The 14,202-nt window shown below is 60.9% G+C and carries 15 protein-coding genes; 8 read left to right on the forward strand and 7 right to left on the reverse strand.

Annotated elements, in window-relative coordinates:
- Positions 1-173: 173 nt before the first annotated feature.
- The 8 genes from ABL914_RS03805 to ABL914_RS03840 all read left to right on the forward strand — a co-directional run bounded on the left by ABL914_RS03805 (position 174) and on the right by ABL914_RS03840 (position 6,753).
- A complete protein-coding gene (locus tag ABL914_RS03805; protein ID WP_391561830.1) occupies positions 174-1,346 on the forward strand; it encodes an acetyl-CoA C-acetyltransferase in 1,173 nt (390 codons plus the stop codon).
- 22 nt (positions 1,347-1,368) lie between these two features.
- A complete protein-coding gene (locus ABL914_RS03810) occupies positions 1,369-2,151 on the forward strand; it encodes an SDR family NAD(P)-dependent oxidoreductase (RefSeq protein WP_391561831.1) in 783 nt (260 codons plus the stop codon).
- Between the two features lie 65 nt (positions 2,152-2,216).
- Positions 2,217-3,089 (forward strand): crotonase/enoyl-CoA hydratase family protein, encoded by an 873-nt coding sequence (locus tag ABL914_RS03815; protein WP_391561832.1) that lies wholly within the window; start codon positions 2,217-2,219, stop codon positions 3,087-3,089.
- On the forward strand, positions 3,086-3,724 hold the full coding sequence (locus ABL914_RS03820; RefSeq protein WP_391561833.1) for a TetR family transcriptional regulator: 639 nt from the start codon (positions 3,086-3,088) through the stop codon (positions 3,722-3,724). Before ABL914_RS03815 ends, ABL914_RS03820 begins: the two co-directional genes overlap by 4 nt.
- On the forward strand, positions 3,721-4,602 hold the full coding sequence (gene mtnP / locus ABL914_RS03825) for an S-methyl-5'-thioadenosine phosphorylase (protein WP_391561834.1): 882 nt from the start codon (positions 3,721-3,723) through the stop codon (positions 4,600-4,602). The genes ABL914_RS03820 and mtnP overlap by 4 nt, the downstream gene beginning before the upstream one ends.
- Positions 4,599-5,228 carry a maleylacetoacetate isomerase gene (maiA, locus tag ABL914_RS03830; protein ID WP_391561835.1) on the forward strand — a complete coding sequence of 210 codons (630 nt, stop codon included), beginning with the start codon at positions 4,599-4,601 and terminating at the stop codon, positions 5,226-5,228. The genes mtnP and maiA overlap by 4 nt, the downstream gene beginning before the upstream one ends.
- A gap of 62 nt (positions 5,229-5,290) precedes the next feature.
- A complete protein-coding gene (locus ABL914_RS03835) occupies positions 5,291-5,737 on the forward strand; it encodes a MarR family winged helix-turn-helix transcriptional regulator (protein ID WP_391561836.1) in 447 nt (148 codons plus the stop codon).
- Positions 5,738-5,742: 5 nt separating this feature from the next.
- Positions 5,743-6,753, forward strand: a complete 1,011-nt coding sequence (locus ABL914_RS03840) for a fumarylacetoacetate hydrolase family protein (protein WP_391561837.1) — start codon at positions 5,743-5,745, stop codon at positions 6,751-6,753.
- A 67-nt stretch (positions 6,754-6,820) separates the two neighbouring features.
- Here ABL914_RS03840 and ABL914_RS03845 read toward each other — a convergent pair whose 3' ends face one another.
- The 7 genes from ABL914_RS03845 to ABL914_RS03875 form a co-directional block, all read right to left on the reverse strand.
- The gene (locus tag ABL914_RS03845; RefSeq protein WP_391561838.1) at positions 6,821-7,831 is read right to left on the reverse strand and encodes a type II secretion system F family protein; all 1,011 of its coding nucleotides are present in this window, start codon (positions 7,829-7,831) and stop codon (positions 6,821-6,823) included.
- A 20-nt stretch (positions 7,832-7,851) separates the two neighbouring features.
- The gene (locus ABL914_RS03850) at positions 7,852-8,823 is read right to left on the reverse strand and encodes a type II secretion system F family protein (RefSeq protein ID WP_391561903.1); all 972 of its coding nucleotides are present in this window, start codon (positions 8,821-8,823) and stop codon (positions 7,852-7,854) included.
- 80 nt (positions 8,824-8,903) lie between these two features.
- Positions 8,904-10,202, reverse strand: coding sequence for a pilus assembly protein CpaE (locus ABL914_RS03855; protein WP_391561839.1), 1,299 nt, complete (start codon positions 10,200-10,202; stop codon positions 8,904-8,906).
- Between the two features lie 5 nt (positions 10,203-10,207).
- Positions 10,208-10,855, reverse strand: a complete 648-nt coding sequence (locus ABL914_RS03860; RefSeq protein WP_391561840.1) for a CpaD family pilus assembly protein — start codon at positions 10,853-10,855, stop codon at positions 10,208-10,210.
- 14 nt (positions 10,856-10,869) lie between these two features.
- Positions 10,870-12,567, reverse strand: coding sequence for a type II and III secretion system protein family protein (locus ABL914_RS03865; protein ID WP_391561841.1), 1,698 nt, complete (start codon positions 12,565-12,567; stop codon positions 10,870-10,872).
- A gap of 1 nt (position 12,568) precedes the next feature.
- A complete protein-coding gene (gene cpaB / locus ABL914_RS03870; RefSeq protein WP_391561842.1) occupies positions 12,569-13,600 on the reverse strand; it encodes a Flp pilus assembly protein CpaB in 1,032 nt (343 codons plus the stop codon).
- 71 nt (positions 13,601-13,671) lie between these two features.
- Positions 13,672-14,172 carry a prepilin peptidase gene (locus ABL914_RS03875; RefSeq protein ID WP_391561843.1) on the reverse strand — a complete coding sequence of 167 codons (501 nt, stop codon included), beginning with the start codon at positions 14,170-14,172 and terminating at the stop codon, positions 13,672-13,674.
- Positions 14,173-14,202: the final 30 nt, after the last annotated feature.

The following is a 14,202-nucleotide window of genomic DNA, read 5'->3' on the forward strand; positions in this document are numbered from 1 at the left end:
GAGACCCTGAGCGAACGCTCGGATGCTGGCAATTACCGAAAAGGCGCGCGCAACTTTTCGCGATTGGCTGTTGTCAATATGCCACAGGGCGGCGGCCCCGGCAGTGCCTGCTTGACGCTGCACCGCTGGCGTCTTAATCGATCGGTTAAACCCTAGCAGAAGGAATCCCCATCATGGCAACAGCCTATATCGTCGATGCTGTGCGGTCAGCCGGCGGAAAGCGCGGCGGCAAGCTGGCCGGCATTCACCCGGTTGATCTGGCGGCGGCTTCGCTTGATCACCTGATCGGCCGGACCGGGATTGATCCCGCTGCCATCGACGATGTCATCATGGGCTGCGTTACCCAGGCCGGGCAGCAGGCCATGCAGGTTGGCCGCAACGCTGTGCTGGCCAGCAAGCAGCTGCCGCAATCGACCCCGGCGGTCACGATCGATCGCCAGTGCGGTTCGTCACAGCAGGCGATCCAGTTTGCCGCGCAAGCGGTGATGAGCGGCGTGCAGGACGTGGTGATCGCCGCCGGAATTGAAAGCATGAGCCGCGTGCCGATGGGAACAAATGCGATGTTCCACATGAAGGAAGGTCTGGGCCACTATAAAAGCGATGGTCTGGAAGCCAAGTACCCGGGGATCATGTTCAGCCAGTTCATGGGCGCGGAAATGATCGTCAAGAAGCACGGCTTCACCAAGGATGATCTTGATCGGTTCGCGCTGAAAAGCCACCAGAACGCCAGCGCCGCAACCCATGCTGGCGCGTTCAAGGCAGAGCTGGTGCCGATCGAGATTGATACCCCTGAAGGAAAAGTGCTGCACCTGATCGACGAGGGGATCCGCATGGATGCCACGCTTGAAGGGATCGCCGGGGTCAAACTGGTCAGCGAAGGCGGGACGATAACGGCCGCATCATCAAGCCAGATCTGCGATGGCTCATCCGCCGCGCTGGTCGTTTCCGAAGCGGCGCTAAAGCGCTATGGGCTGACCCCGCTGGCCCGGATCCATACCCTGACGGTTACGGCCGGCGATCCGGTGATCATGCTAGAAGAGCCGCTGTTTGCCACTGACAAGGCGCTGCAGCGCGCCGGGCTTTCAATCGGCGATATCGATCTTTACGAAGTGAACGAGGCATTTGCCCCAGTTCCGCTGGCCTGGTTGAAACATACCGGGGCCGATCCGGAAAAGCTCAACGTCAATGGCGGGGCGATTGCGCTGGGCCATCCGCTGGGTGCATCGGGAACCAAGCTGATGGCAACGCTGCTCCACGCGCTGAAGGCGCGCGGGGGCAAGTACGGCCTGCAAACCATGTGCGAAGGCGGCGGTGTCGCCAACGTGACGATTATCGAAATGTGCTGATTTCCAAACGGAGTGAATTGAAATGAAACTCGACAACACTGTTGCTGCGGTCGTCACCGGCGGGTCCTCGGGCCTGGGTGCTGCGACCGCCCGCGCGCTGGCGGCCAAAGGCGTCAAGGTCGCGATCTTTGATCTTCAGGCTGAAAAGGGCGAAGCGCTTGCCGCTGAAATCGGCGGGATCTTCTGCGAAGTGAACGTGACCAGCGATGACAGCGTTGCCGCCGGTTTTGCCAAGGCCCGCGAAGCCCACGGACAGGAACGCGTACTGGTCAACTGCGCCGGAACCGGCGCAGCGATGAAAACCGCCAGCCGCAGCAAGGAAGATGGCTCGATCAAGTTCTATCCGCCATCGGCCTTTGACTGGCTGATCCAGATCAACCTGGTTGGCACGTTCCGCTGCATTGCGATGTCAGCCGCTGGCATGCTGACGCTTGATCCCCAGGAAGACGGTGATCGCGGCGCGATCGTCAACACCGCGTCCGTAGCCGCCGAAGATGGCCAGATCGGGCAGGTTGCCTATTCGGCATCAAAGGCCGGTGTGGTCGGGATGACCCTGCCGATCGCGCGCGATCTTTCGAACGAGAACATCCGCGTCAACACCATCCTGCCGGGCATTTTCGATACCCCGCTGCTGGCCGGCGCTCCGCAGAACGTGCGCGATGCGCTGGGTGCCTCGGTTCCGTACCCGAAGCGGCTGGGCAATCCCGCCGAATATGCCGCATTGGCCATGACCATGATCGAGAACGGCTATTTCAACGGCGAAGACGTGCGGCTTGATGGCGCGATCCGCATGGCGCCTCGTTAAAAGAGCGAAACCAGCCGGGGCGCTTACACCAAGCGTCCCGGCATCCTCTCTGGGAGAGTAACAGCATGGGCTATTCGCAGATCGATCTTCATATCAGCGAAGGCGTGGCCACGCTGACGCTTAACCGGCCGGAAAAGATGAATGCCTTCACGGGCACGATGATGAACGAGATCATCGACGCGATGGACCGCACCGACGCCGATGATTCTGTGCGCGCGGTGATTTTTACCGGAGCGGGAGAACGGGCATTTTGCGCCGGTGCCGATCTGACCCCGGATGATGGCCGCGCGGTGTTTGCCAGCGGCGATCCGGTTGAGGATCTGTCTGATCCGCGCGTGCGCGATGGCGGCGGGCTGCTGACCTTGCGGCTCTATCAGTCAAAAAAGCCGCTGATTTCGGCCTGTAACGGCGCAGCCGTGGGCGTTGGGATCACCATGCAGTTGCCGATGGATATCCGCCTTGCCAGTGACAATGCCCGCTATGGCTTTGTTTTTGCGCGGCGCGGGATTGTGCCGGAAGCGTGCTCCAGCTGGTTCTTGCCCAAGATCGTCGGGGTGAATCAGGCGCTTGAATGGTGCATGACCGGCCGGATCTTTGATGCCCAGGAAGCGCTGCGCGGCGGGCTGATCCGTTCGGTCCATCCCCAAGGTGAACTGATCGACGCTGCCCGCGCCCTGGCGCGCGAAATTGCCGAAAACACGTCGGCGGTATCGGTGGCGATGACCCGGGCGATGCTGTGGCGCGTGCCTTCGGGCGATCACCCGATGGCCGCGCACAAGGTTGATAGCCGCGCGATATATCGCCTGTCCAAAGGCGGCGATGCGAAGGAAGGTGTGCAAAGCTTCCTGGAGAAACGCCCACCTGCCTTTCCGCTACGGGTTTCTCAGGATATGCCGGATTTCTACCCGTGGTGGGGAGGGGAGCCGCCGTACTCATGAGCAGCCTGACGCAGGTATCGGAATCCGATGCGCCGCCCGGCGCGCGCGAACTGCTGTTGCAGACCGCGTCAGACATCATGCGCGATGGCGATATCGTTGATATCTCACTAAGCGAGCTGTCGCTGCGCTCGGGCCTTAATTCCGCTTTGGTAAAGTACTATTTCGGCAACAAGGCCGGGCTGATGAAAGCGCTGCTTGATCGCGACATGGCCGATATTGTCCACGCGGTTGATGCGCTGCTGTCCAAGGATTGGGATCCCGAAGCCCGGCTGCGCCATCACATCGGCGCGGTGGTCGATACCTATTTCAAAACCCCTTACCTGAACCGGCTGCTGATGCGGCTGGTGCGCGAAAGCGATCCGGATGAGGCCCACCGGATTGCCGACAGCTATCTTTCGCCGCTTAGCCAGGCCTATGATAAATTGATCAAGGACGGGATCGACCAAGGGGTATTCCGCGATGTGGATCCGCAGCTGTTCTATTTCACTACGACCGGGGCCTGCGACCGGTTCTTTTCATCGCGGCTGGTGCTGAAGCACTGCTATGATACTGAATCCCTGACCGAAGAACTGCGCGATCGCTATCGTGAGCATTGCATTGACTTCATCATGGCGGGTATCCTCGCCCAGCGATGAGCGAAATCGACACCACCAGCGCCTGGCATTTCGGGGTTATCGGAGGCTCGGGCCTGGCTGAAGGGATTGGGCTGGAGCAGCCCCAGCAGATCGAAGTCGCCAGCCCGTTTGGCCTGCCTTCGGCTGCGGTCACCACCGGAACATTAAGCGGAGTGCGCTTCAGCTTTTTGCCGCGCCATGGCGCTGGCCATGCTATTCCGCCGTCACAGGTCAACTACCGCGCCAATATCGATGCGCTGAAGCGCTGCGGGGTAACCGATCTGATCGCCCTTTCGGCTATTGGATCGTTGAGCCCGGCAATGTCGCCGGGCCATTTCGTGGCGGTAGACCAATTCATCGATCGCACCGCGGGGCGGGAAAATTCGTTCTTTGGATCCGGGTTGGTTGCCCACGTCAGCCTTGCCGATCCGATCTGCCCGCGGCTGCGTGAAGGTTTGGCCCAGGCGGTAAGGGCAGCAGAAGGCACCGTTCATGATGGCGCCTGCTATGTTGCGATCGAAGGCCCGCAGTTCTCAACCCGCGCGGAGAGCAAGCTCTACCGCAAATGGGGCGGCGATGTGATCGGGATGACCGCGATGCCCGAAGCCCGTCTCGCGCGGGAGGCAGAGCTGCCCTATGCCTTGCTGGGCATGGTCACCGATTATGATAGCTGGCGTGATGGCGATGAAGCCGACGTTGCGGAAATACTCAGCGTGATGAAGCGCAATGTCGATCTTGCCCGCACGGTCGTGCAGCATCTGGCTGCTTCCTTGCCGGTTGTGCGTTCGCCCAGCCCGATTGATCGTGCGCTGGAACACGCGGTGATGACCGCACCGGAAGCGCGCGATCCGGCGCTGGTGGCAAAATTGCAGGCGGTAGCGGGCCGGGTGCTGGGATGAGCGAGATCGTATTATACGATTACTGGCGCTCTTCAGCGGCCTACCGGGTCCGGATCGCACTGGGCCTGAAAGGGCTGGCCTATCGCACAGTGCCAATCGATCTGGTCAAAGGGGATCAAGCCGCAGAAGGGTATAGGGCGCGCAATCCGCAAGGACTGGTACCCGCGCTTGAGATTGATGGTCATTTCCTTACCCAAAGTCTCGCGATTATCGAATATCTTGATCAAACCCGCGCAGAACCGGCGGTTTTGCCATCCGATCCGGCGCGGCGCGCGTTGGTTATGGCCCGCGCATTGCTGATCGCCGCCGATATCCATCCGCTCAACAACTTGCGCGTTTTGCATTACCTGCGCGGCCCGCTGGGCCAGGATGATGCGGCGGTAAATGCCTGGTATCGACACTGGATCCTTGAAGGGTTCGCCGCGATTGAAGCAATGGCTCCCGATCAAGGTTTGCTGGGAGGCGCTGCACCGGATCTTTCCGATCTGTGTCTGGTCCCGCAGATGGCCAATGCCCGCCGCTTTGAGGTGCCGCTGGATCCATTCCCGCGGCTGGTGCGAATCGATGCTGCGCTGCGTGAACTTCCGGCATTCGCCGCGGCCGCGCCCGAAGCGATAAAAAGCTAGGCGGCCCCATTGCCTTTTGCATCGCCTCCGCTTAGCCGATTGGTTGCAACTGGAACCAGTTCATGAGCGATCCGCAAACCCGTCTGTCTGATTTTCTGCCCTATCTGCTTTCGATCACATCGAACGCGGTGAGTGACCGGATTTCGGTGGAATACCACGCCCGGTTTGGCCTCAAGATCGCCGAATGGCGGGTTATGGCAGTGTTGGGCGATCTGGGCGGACAAACCCAGCGCGCGCTGGTGGGTGCAACCCGGATGGACAAGGTGGCGGTCAACCGGGCGTGCAAGGTGCTTGAACAGCGCCAGCTGATTGCGCGCAGCCCAAACGATCGCGATGGCCGATCGCACCACCTTGAGCTGACCAGCACCGGCCGCTCGGTGTTTGACGAGATCATGCCGATCGCGCTGGCGATGGAAGCGCGGCTGTTTGCCCCGCTGGGCCCGGCAGACCGCGCCAGATTCAAGAAATTGCTCGAAGAAATCCGCGAATTGGCTTTGGCGAAGGACTGACCACGATGAAACTTGCCTCGTTCCCGCATGGCCGTGATGGCCGCCTGGCCGTCGTCTCACGCGATCTGGCCTGGTTCGCCGATGCCAGCATGATCGTCCCGACATTGCAGGCAGCGCTGGACAATTGGGATCGGTATGCGCCCGAACTGAAAGCCTTGGCCGAACAGCTGGAACACGGCGCAATCCCGCGCGATCGGTTCCACGAACGCGAAGTTGCCGCGCCCTTGCCGCGGGCTTACCAGTGGGCCGATGGCTCAGCCTATGTGAACCATGTCGAGCTGGTCCGAAAGGCGCGCGGCGCAGATCTGCCCGACAGCTTCTGGCACGATCCGCTGATGTACCAAGGCGGAAGCGATGATCTGCGCGGCGCCCGTGCGCCGATTACCCTGGCGGACGAGGCCTGGGGCTGCGATCTGGAAGCCGAAATCTGTGTGGTGACCGGCGATGTTCCGCAAGGCGTATCGGCCGAAGCCGCGCTTGGCCATATCCGGCTGGTTGGGCTGGTCAACGATGTCTCCTTGCGTGGCTTGATCCCCGGCGAGTTGGCAAAGGGGTTTGGCTTCGTCCAATCCAAACCTGCCAGCCATTTCTCACCCGTGTTTGTGACCCCTGACGAGCTGGGCGATGCCTGGAGCGGCGGCCGGCTTGGCCATGTGTTGGCGGTGGATCTGGCCGGGCAGGCATTTGGCCGCGCCGAAGCGGCTGAAGAGTGCACCTTCGATTTCGGCACCCTGATCGCACACCTGGCCAAGACCCGCCGGATCGGAGCCGGCACGATCATCGGATCGGGGACCGTTTCCAACCGCGATCCCGATGGATCACCGGGCCGCCCCTGCGGTGATGGCGGGCGCGGCTATTCGTGCATCGCGGAACTGCGCATGGTTGAAACGATTGCCACGGGCGAGGCCAAGACCCCGTTTCTGCGGTATGGCGATGTGGTGCGGATCGAAATGAAGGACGCCAAAGGGCATACGATCTTTGGCGCGATCGAAAACGTGGTGGAAGCAGGGGGGTAGCGCCCAAACAAAAACCGGCCCGGATTGCTCCGGACCGGTTTCATGCCCCCTCGCTGATTTGCGAGCTTTATTGTGCGCCGGGTTTCGCCGCGAATGCATCAGAGATCGAGCAGGCCGCAGGGCCAAGGATCACGACGAACAGCACTGGCAGAATGAACAGGATCAGCGGCACGGTCATGATCGCGGGCAGACGCGCGGCCTTTTCTTCAGCGCGCATCATCCGCTCGTTACGGAATTCGGCAGATAGCACGCGCAAGGCTGACGCCAGCGGCGTACCATAACGCTCGGTCTGAACCATTGTTGTGGTCACGCCCTTCACCGCATCAAGATTGACGCGATAGGCCAGGTTTTCGAAGGCTTGGCGCCGCTCGCTCAGGAACGCGAGTTCGATCGCGGTCAGCGCGAATTCGTCGCCCAGTTCGGGATAGGCCCGGCCCAGTTCGCGCGCCACGCGGTTAAATGCGGCGTCAACCGTAAGGCCGGCTTCGGCGCAGATCACCAACAGATCGAGCGCGTCTGGCAAACCCTTGCGGATTGCATCGGTGCGCTTGGAGATGATGTTGGAAAGATAGACTTCCGGACCCTTGTAGCCGGCCCCGACGGCGGCGGCGAAGGCCATTACGCGTTTGAACGGGGTCAGATCAGGCCAGTAGTTGAAGCCCCAGATCATCATTGCGGCAAACCCGCCCAGCACGATCGGCAAGATCATCCGGGCGAACAGAACGTAATAGGCCAGTTCTTTGTTGCGGATCCCGGCCTGGGCCAGTTTCTGCTGGATTTCTTCAAGCTGGCTGGCCTGCAACACCTTGAGTGAGGACAGCGTGTCCTTCATCTTTTCGGTGCTGTCGGTCTTGCGGACCAGGCTGGTACGCTTTTTCGAACCTTGCACCATCAATCCGCTTTTCAGCTGATCGCGGCGCTCGTTCAGGGCCTTGACCCGCTTTTGCATCGGGTCCCGAATGGTGATGGCGGTATAGATCGCATACAGCACGGCCAGTGTGGCAAACCCGGCCAGCATAGAGCCGACCAAGATCACATCGATGCCGAGGAGCGTAGGTCCGGGCGGGGTGTTCAACATGGCTTTTGCTTATCCCTCGCTCAGATTTCGAAGCTGACCATTTTGGCCATGATGAAGGCACCGATCGACATCCAGGTGAGGCCACCCAGTCCGGTCACGATCAGGCGTTCGTCGGTAAAGAAGCCGCCCAGGTATTCGGGGTTGATCCAGTAGATCATGACGAACACAATGAACGGCAACGAGCCCACGATGTAGGCCGAAGCCTTGGATTCAGAGCTCATCGCCCGGATCTTGAGCTTCATTTGCGCGCGCTTGCGCAGCACATCGGCCAGGTTGGACAGCGTTTCAGCCAGGTTGCCCCCGGTTTCGCGCTGGATCGCCAAGGTGATCACGAAAAAGCTGAATTCAGCTGTGTTTAGCCGATTGGCCGAATCCTGAAGCGCATCTTCCATGGTCTTGCCGATCCTGATCCGATCGTTGACCATCTTGAATTCCTCGCCCACCGGGCCGGGAACTTCGGTGGCAACAACGCCCAGCGTTTCGGTAACCGGAAGGCCTGAACGCAAACCCCGAACCAGCAGTTCGATCGCGTCGGGGAATTTGGTGGTAAAGGCACCGGTACGGCGCTTGATGAAGAAATTGACGACGAAGTGCGGCAGGCCGGCACCAACCAGCAGACCGATCCCCAGCGCTAGCAAGGCGGCACCAGTTTTAAGGAACAGCAGCATTGCCACCACCACCGAAAGGCCGCCCGAGGCATAGAAGTATTGCGACAGGGTCCAGGCCTTGCCGGTGCGGTGCAGGCGCAGCGACAGTGCGGCCGTCCGCGATTCCGAACCTGCGATGTGGTGCATCTTGGGCTTGCGCGCGGCCACGGCCTTTTTAAGCTGCGCCTCAACCTTGTCGTTGGTGCTGTCGGAATGGCGATACCGCAACGCCTGGAGACGACGCGCGCCTTCCTTGGTTGCCGAGGGACCACTCATGGCCAGATAGCCAAGCACCATGAAGCTCATCAGGCCCACGGCAATCAGCAGGAGCTGCAAAATGCTCATCTGCATGTCACGTTTTCCTTATCATCACCACCGCCGGCCCGTTCAGCTTGAAACGGGGCGGGGCGGGGATGGGTTTCGCTTCAGGCTGCTGCCGCTCCGGCAGTCGCCTTGTCTTTCGTGCCCTTGCTGCTGGACAGCATCGATTTGAGATCGAGCTTGCCGAGTAGCGAGGTCTTGGCCTTGACCGAGGTTTCGATTTCCTCACCTTCGCCCACGCCCATCACCATCTTGGCAATTTCGCGGACCACTGCGCCGGCCTTGCTGGCGCGGTTGGCGTCGGCAAAAGTCTGGCCCAATTTGGCCGCGTTGCTGGCGGCCTTGATGTCATAGGGGATCGTGAAGTTGATCTTGCGTTCGATCGAAGCTTCGAAATCGGACTTGCTGATTTCGGCAACACCCGCTTGCACCTTGTTGGCCACTATCAGCGGCTGGACATGCGTCGCGTTCGATTTCAGCCAAGACAGGATGCGGATCGTGTCGCGGGCCGAAGCCAGCGTCATTTCCACCACCACCAGCGCAACGTTCACGTCGGTCAGCAGGTTAGGGAAATTGATCAGCATGTTACGCGGCATGTCGATCACGGTCATTTCGAAGGCCGAACGAAACTCTTCTTCCAGCTGGATGAAGGCTGCGCCGTCGGTCATCAGTGGCGAATTCATTGGCGCTTCGGCCGAAAGGATTGCCAGGTGATCGTTGGCCCGGATCATGGCACGTTCAATAAACAGCCCGTCGATCCGGCCCGGATTTTCGATTGCATCGGTCAGGCCGCGGCCGGGTTCCAGATCCAGTGCAAGCGCGCCGGTGCCGAAGTGGACGTCAAGATCAAGCAAAGCCGTCGGGCGCTTTTCATCGGCGCTGAACAGCCAGGCCAGCGAAGTGGCCAGCGTCGATGCGCCGCATCCGCCGCGCGTTCCGATGACTGCGGTCGAGATGTGCTTTTTGGCAACAGAGGGATCGTGCTGCTTCGGATTGGCAAACACGGCCTGCGCGTTGACCAGCGCATCGCGCACCTGAGAGGGCGAGAGCGGCTTCAGCAGGTAATCGTGGATGCCGCTGGCCAGAAGATCGCGGTAGAGCCGGACATCGTTGACCTGACCGACTGCGACAACGACCGTGCCAGGTTCGCAAACCTCGGCCAGGGCGTTGATATCGCTTAGCGGATCGCCGCTTTCCGACAGATCGACCAACAGAATGTTGGGGCTGGCCGAGATCGACAAAGACTGCACGGCATTGCGCAGGCCGCCTTTGTTGCACTTCTCGGGCTGCCAGCCCAGTTCGATCACGACGGGGCGCAGCACGTCGAGCGCTGCATCGTCGCAGATGTAGGCGGCAAATGGGTCGCGGTTGCCCTGTACGCCAGGTTTCCAAGGAGCATTCATGACGCTTAGTTCCCCTTCGAGCTTTGTTCTTTCAGACCCTGATCGCCCGTTGGCGGCCGGTTCCGATAGCTTTCAATTGCCTTCGTGCCCGTTGTCACGGTGGTGCTGCCGCTGCCGGTTGCGCCGTTGATCAGGTGCGAAGGATCGGCCACCATCGAAGCCAGGTTCGAATTGGTGGCACAGCCATAGTTGGTTGAAGTGGCATTGCGCAGGTTGGTTTCGGACTTGGCCGACCAATCCGGGCAGCCCGGAACGGTTGCTACCGTGCGGGTAACCACAATCCGGACCGTGCCGGGATTTACATAGCCCGGAGTGACCGGCGCTTCATCACCAACCAGCATCGAATGGCGGCTGGCAACCGCTTCAACCGCAGAGCGATTGGCGGGATTGCGCGAGGGATCATCGATCGAGACCCTATCGCCATAGCGCAGGTCCATCGCTTCGAACCAGCCGGCCAGGCGGCGTTGCTCGGGGATCGAAATTCCGCCTGGACCAGCACTGACATCAAGCGTGTAGTTAGTCTGCGAAACCACCGGCTGGTGGATGCTTTCCAGGCTGGGGTTGCTGGCCATTCCGCCGCAACCCGCAAGGGTCAGCGCCGCCGAGGCGAGCAGGGCCGAAGCCAGCGTCTTGCGAAAAATGTTTGTACGCATGGTTCTGGTCCCTCTTAGTTCAGGCTGAAGCCAGGAGCGGCGTCGTTTGCTTCGCCCTTCTTGCGCTTCTTCTTCTTGTCTTTGTTGTCACCCGAAGCGCTCTGCGGCACCGGCGCGGTGCCAGGAGCCATCAGATCGCCCACTTGCGGGCCGCCGCTGGGCTGCGGCGCCTGGGTTGGCACCGGGCGGCCCTTGCCGGACTGGCCGTTGCTGTCCATGTTGCCAAACAGGCGCTGCGCATCGTTGGGGGATTCATACCCGTCGGTTGGCAGCTTGATCTCATTGGCGTTGACCGGCTGGACCAGATAGGGGGTGATCACGATCACCATTTCGGTCTCGCCGCGGCGGAACTGGGTTGATTTGAACAGCGCACCAATGATCGGCAGATCGCCGGCACCGGGCAGCTTTTCAACCGTGTTCTGCGCGTTGTTGCTCATCAGGCCGGCAATCATGATCGATTGGCCCGAACCCAGCTCAACAGTTGTTTCGGCTCGGCGCACTGTCAGCGCAGGAACGGTGAAGCCGTTGATGGTGATCGCGCCCTGGCTTGAAAGCTCGGACACTTCGGGGCGCACGCGCATCGAAATCCGGCCATTGGCCAGCACCGTCGGGGTATAGCTCAGGCTGACACCGTAACGCTTGTATTCGATAGACGTGGTGCCCAGGCCCTGGCTGATCGGGATCGGATATTCACCGCCGGCCAGAAAATCGGCGGTTTCGCCCGAAAGCGCGGTCAGGTTGGGCGACGAAATCGTCGTCACCAGTCCCAGCTTTTCGCCGATATCCAGCGCGGCACCAACATCCAGGCCAAACAGGCGGCCGGCAAGGTTGATCGCGGTCTGGCCCGAAGCGTTGCTGTTGAAGGTATAGTTGGCACCGCCAACCACAAACTTCCCGCTGGTCGGATCGAACGGCAGGTTAAGCGTGCCAGCCGGCAGGCCCATCAGGCTGGACGCATCGGCCAGCGGCAGGCCGGCGGTGGGAACACCACTGACGGTCCCGGCGATATTGCTGACCGTACCGGCAGTACGGCCGCGCGTGGCACCGAACAGGAACCCGCCCGAATTGTCGCGGGTGAACAGGTTTGAACCCATTTCCTTGACCAGCGAGCGGCTGACTTCGGCGAATTTGACTGACAGGTTGACCTGCAGCGGGGTGGCCATTTTCAGGCGAGTGATGACGTTCGCTTCCTTGCCGACATAGGCCTGGACCAAACGCTGGGCTTCAGCAGCATCTTCCGGCGCGGCAACGGTGCCGGTCAGCAGAAAGGTGTTGGTACCCATGGTTGAAACGGTGATCTTGGCATCGGGCATCGCCATGTTCAGCATCTGATCGACGCTTTCGATGTTCGAGCCGACCCGGACGTTGGCAGACCAGATCACGTTGCCCGCAGCATCGCTGGCATAGATCGTGGTTTCGCCGCCGGCCTTGCCGAAGACATAAAGCTGACGCGAGCTTTTCACCTGGACATCGGCAATCGCTTCGTTGGCCACGAAGACATCGGCCATGGTCCCACCGACGTTGACCAGCTGGCCGCGTCCGATTGAAAGGACGATGTCGTTGGCCGGGCGGCTGACACCCTGGGCCTGGGCCGAATTGGTGGCAGTCAGGGCCAGCGGGGCCACAACACAAGCTGCGGTTAGCGTGGTGAAAGCGAGGCGTTTCATCGTGCGGCCTTTCTTGGCGGCGGAGGTTTCAGTGCGGATCGGCATCTCAGTTACCTCCCAATTGTTCGACGCTGGTGGTCTTGCCGCGGGTCACGCGGACGCTTGGGCCGCTGGGGCGCGGCGCGCTTTGGCCAGAGTTGGGGCTGTACGAAGCCTGCGGTGCTGACGGAGCAGAATACTGCTGCGGCTGCGGCCGGGTCATCGGGGTCGAGGTGCGGCGTTGAAAGCGCGACACATCGCCGCCGGTCACAAAGGTGGTGCCATTGTCGATCGGGCGGTTCATGGCATCGGCCAGCAGCTTGTCTTCTTGCGCCTTGGTTGAACCGGCCGGAACCTTTACCGTACCGCTGGCAATTGCCTGGTCCAGTTCGGCCTGGTTATCGGCCAGGCTGCGCAGCGCCAGGCTGAGCGTGCCGATGGTCTGGGCAACCTGAATTTTCTCTGCAATCCGCGGAGTTACTTCAAGCGTAACGGTGCGGAACGAGACAACCACAGTCTTACCTTCTTCGATCTTGGTGTCGGTGGACTGGTCAGTTGCCAGCACGCGGACATTGCGCAGGATCGTTTCAGTGGTCTTGAGCGACTGGTTGTCGCCCGCGATCTGGACGGTCTGGGTAAGCAGCAGATCAACATGATCGCCCGGGAAGACGAAGCCAGCGACACCGGTGTTGGCAGAAACGTTGATTGTCACTGCGCGCATGCCAGGGCCAAGCGCCGCCGCCAGGAAGCCGCGATCGCCAGGCGCAACCAGTGCGCCCTTGGTCAGCGGCTGGCCGGCAGTGATCGGATTGCGGACCACGGTGCCAAGCAGCTTGTTCATCTCGGCCTGGCCGTCGATGTAGTAGGCGTCCTGCACCATTTCCTTGGGCCACAGCTGATACGATACCGAATCGGCGGTGATGATCGTGCCAACCGGCAGAGCACGCTGTGCCACAAGGACCTTTGGCCCTGTGGGAACTTGCTGGGCGGCCTCGGCCTGAGGCGCCGAAGCACCAGCGAACATGCTACGCGCTGCAAGCGCAGTGCCGATCGCAATGACCAGCGCCCCAATGAGCAGCATCAGCTTCTTTTTATCCATGGCTAAGCAAGCCCCCTAGAAATTCCCGAATGTGGTTGAACACCTTTTGGGAGGAACTGGTTAAAATCTGGTCAACCTGCTCCGCCAACAGCGGCACCCGATTGAAATGAAGGTAGGAATTGCACGGCCAGGACCCACAAGGCCGCGCTGGAAATCGCCACGCCGTATGGAATGGCCAATTTGTTCTTGTTGCGCCGGGCGACGTGCCAGGCGCCCAGCGCCAGGGTCAGCACGCCGCCAAGCAGCGCCATGATCACCAGCAGCCGGACAAACCAGAAAGGCTCGATCCACAGCGCCAACGCCGTAAGCAGCTTAACATCGCCGCCGCCCATTGCGCGCAGCGCGAACAGCACAGCCAAAACAGCCAATGTTGCCACCGCCATGCCCACTTGCCAGGCCACATCGGGCCACAGCGCAAGGCCCGCAGCCCACCAATACAGCGGAGCGCAGGCGGCAATTGCACCGTTCAGCCAGTTATCAATCTGGCGCCGGCGAATGTCGGTAAAGGCCGCAATCAGCAGCGCAATTGCCAAGCCGCCAAGCAGCAGGTAACGAAAATCGAAGTCCGGCATTTTGGACGTCCCCTGGTTCTCTTCAGGGTG

It is taken from the genome of Novosphingobium sp., from assembly GCF_040079535.1.
In the GTDB taxonomy this organism is placed as follows: Bacteria; Pseudomonadota; Alphaproteobacteria; order Sphingomonadales; family Sphingomonadaceae; genus Novosphingobium.

Excerpts from the sequence above, each read along its gene's own strand:
- ABL914_RS03805 (WP_391561830.1), top strand. The coding sequence starts at position 174 with ATGGCAACAGCCTATATCGTCGATGCTGTGCGGTCAGCCGGCGGAAAG.
- ABL914_RS03810 (WP_391561831.1), top strand. The coding sequence starts at position 1,369 with ATGAAACTCGACAACACTGTTGCTGCGGTCGTCACCGGCGGGTCCTCG.
- ABL914_RS03815 (WP_391561832.1), top strand. The coding sequence starts at position 2,217 with ATGGGCTATTCGCAGATCGATCTTCATATCAGCGAAGGCGTGGCCACG.
- ABL914_RS03820 (WP_391561833.1), top strand. The coding sequence starts at position 3,086 with ATGAGCAGCCTGACGCAGGTATCGGAATCCGATGCGCCGCCCGGCGCG.
- mtnP (WP_391561834.1), top strand. The coding sequence starts at position 3,721 with ATGAGCGAAATCGACACCACCAGCGCCTGGCATTTCGGGGTTATCGGA.
- maiA (WP_391561835.1), top strand. The coding sequence starts at position 4,599 with ATGAGCGAGATCGTATTATACGATTACTGGCGCTCTTCAGCGGCCTAC.
- ABL914_RS03835 (WP_391561836.1), top strand. The coding sequence starts at position 5,291 with ATGAGCGATCCGCAAACCCGTCTGTCTGATTTTCTGCCCTATCTGCTT.
- ABL914_RS03840 (WP_391561837.1), top strand. The coding sequence starts at position 5,743 with ATGAAACTTGCCTCGTTCCCGCATGGCCGTGATGGCCGCCTGGCCGTC.
- ABL914_RS03845 (WP_391561838.1), bottom strand. The coding sequence starts at position 7,831 with ATGTTGAACACCCCGCCCGGACCTACGCTCCTCGGCATCGATGTGATC.
- ABL914_RS03850 (WP_391561903.1), bottom strand. The coding sequence starts at position 8,823 with ATGAGCATTTTGCAGCTCCTGCTGATTGCCGTGGGCCTGATGAGCTTC.
- ABL914_RS03855 (WP_391561839.1), bottom strand. The coding sequence starts at position 10,202 with ATGAATGCTCCTTGGAAACCTGGCGTACAGGGCAACCGCGACCCATTT.
- ABL914_RS03860 (WP_391561840.1), bottom strand. The coding sequence starts at position 10,855 with ATGCGTACAAACATTTTTCGCAAGACGCTGGCTTCGGCCCTGCTCGCC.
- ABL914_RS03865 (WP_391561841.1), bottom strand. The coding sequence starts at position 12,567 with ATGCCGATCCGCACTGAAACCTCCGCCGCCAAGAAAGGCCGCACGATG.
- cpaB (WP_391561842.1), bottom strand. The coding sequence starts at position 13,600 with ATGGATAAAAAGAAGCTGATGCTGCTCATTGGGGCGCTGGTCATTGCG.
- ABL914_RS03875 (WP_391561843.1), bottom strand. The coding sequence starts at position 14,172 with ATGCCGGACTTCGATTTTCGTTACCTGCTGCTTGGCGGCTTGGCAATT.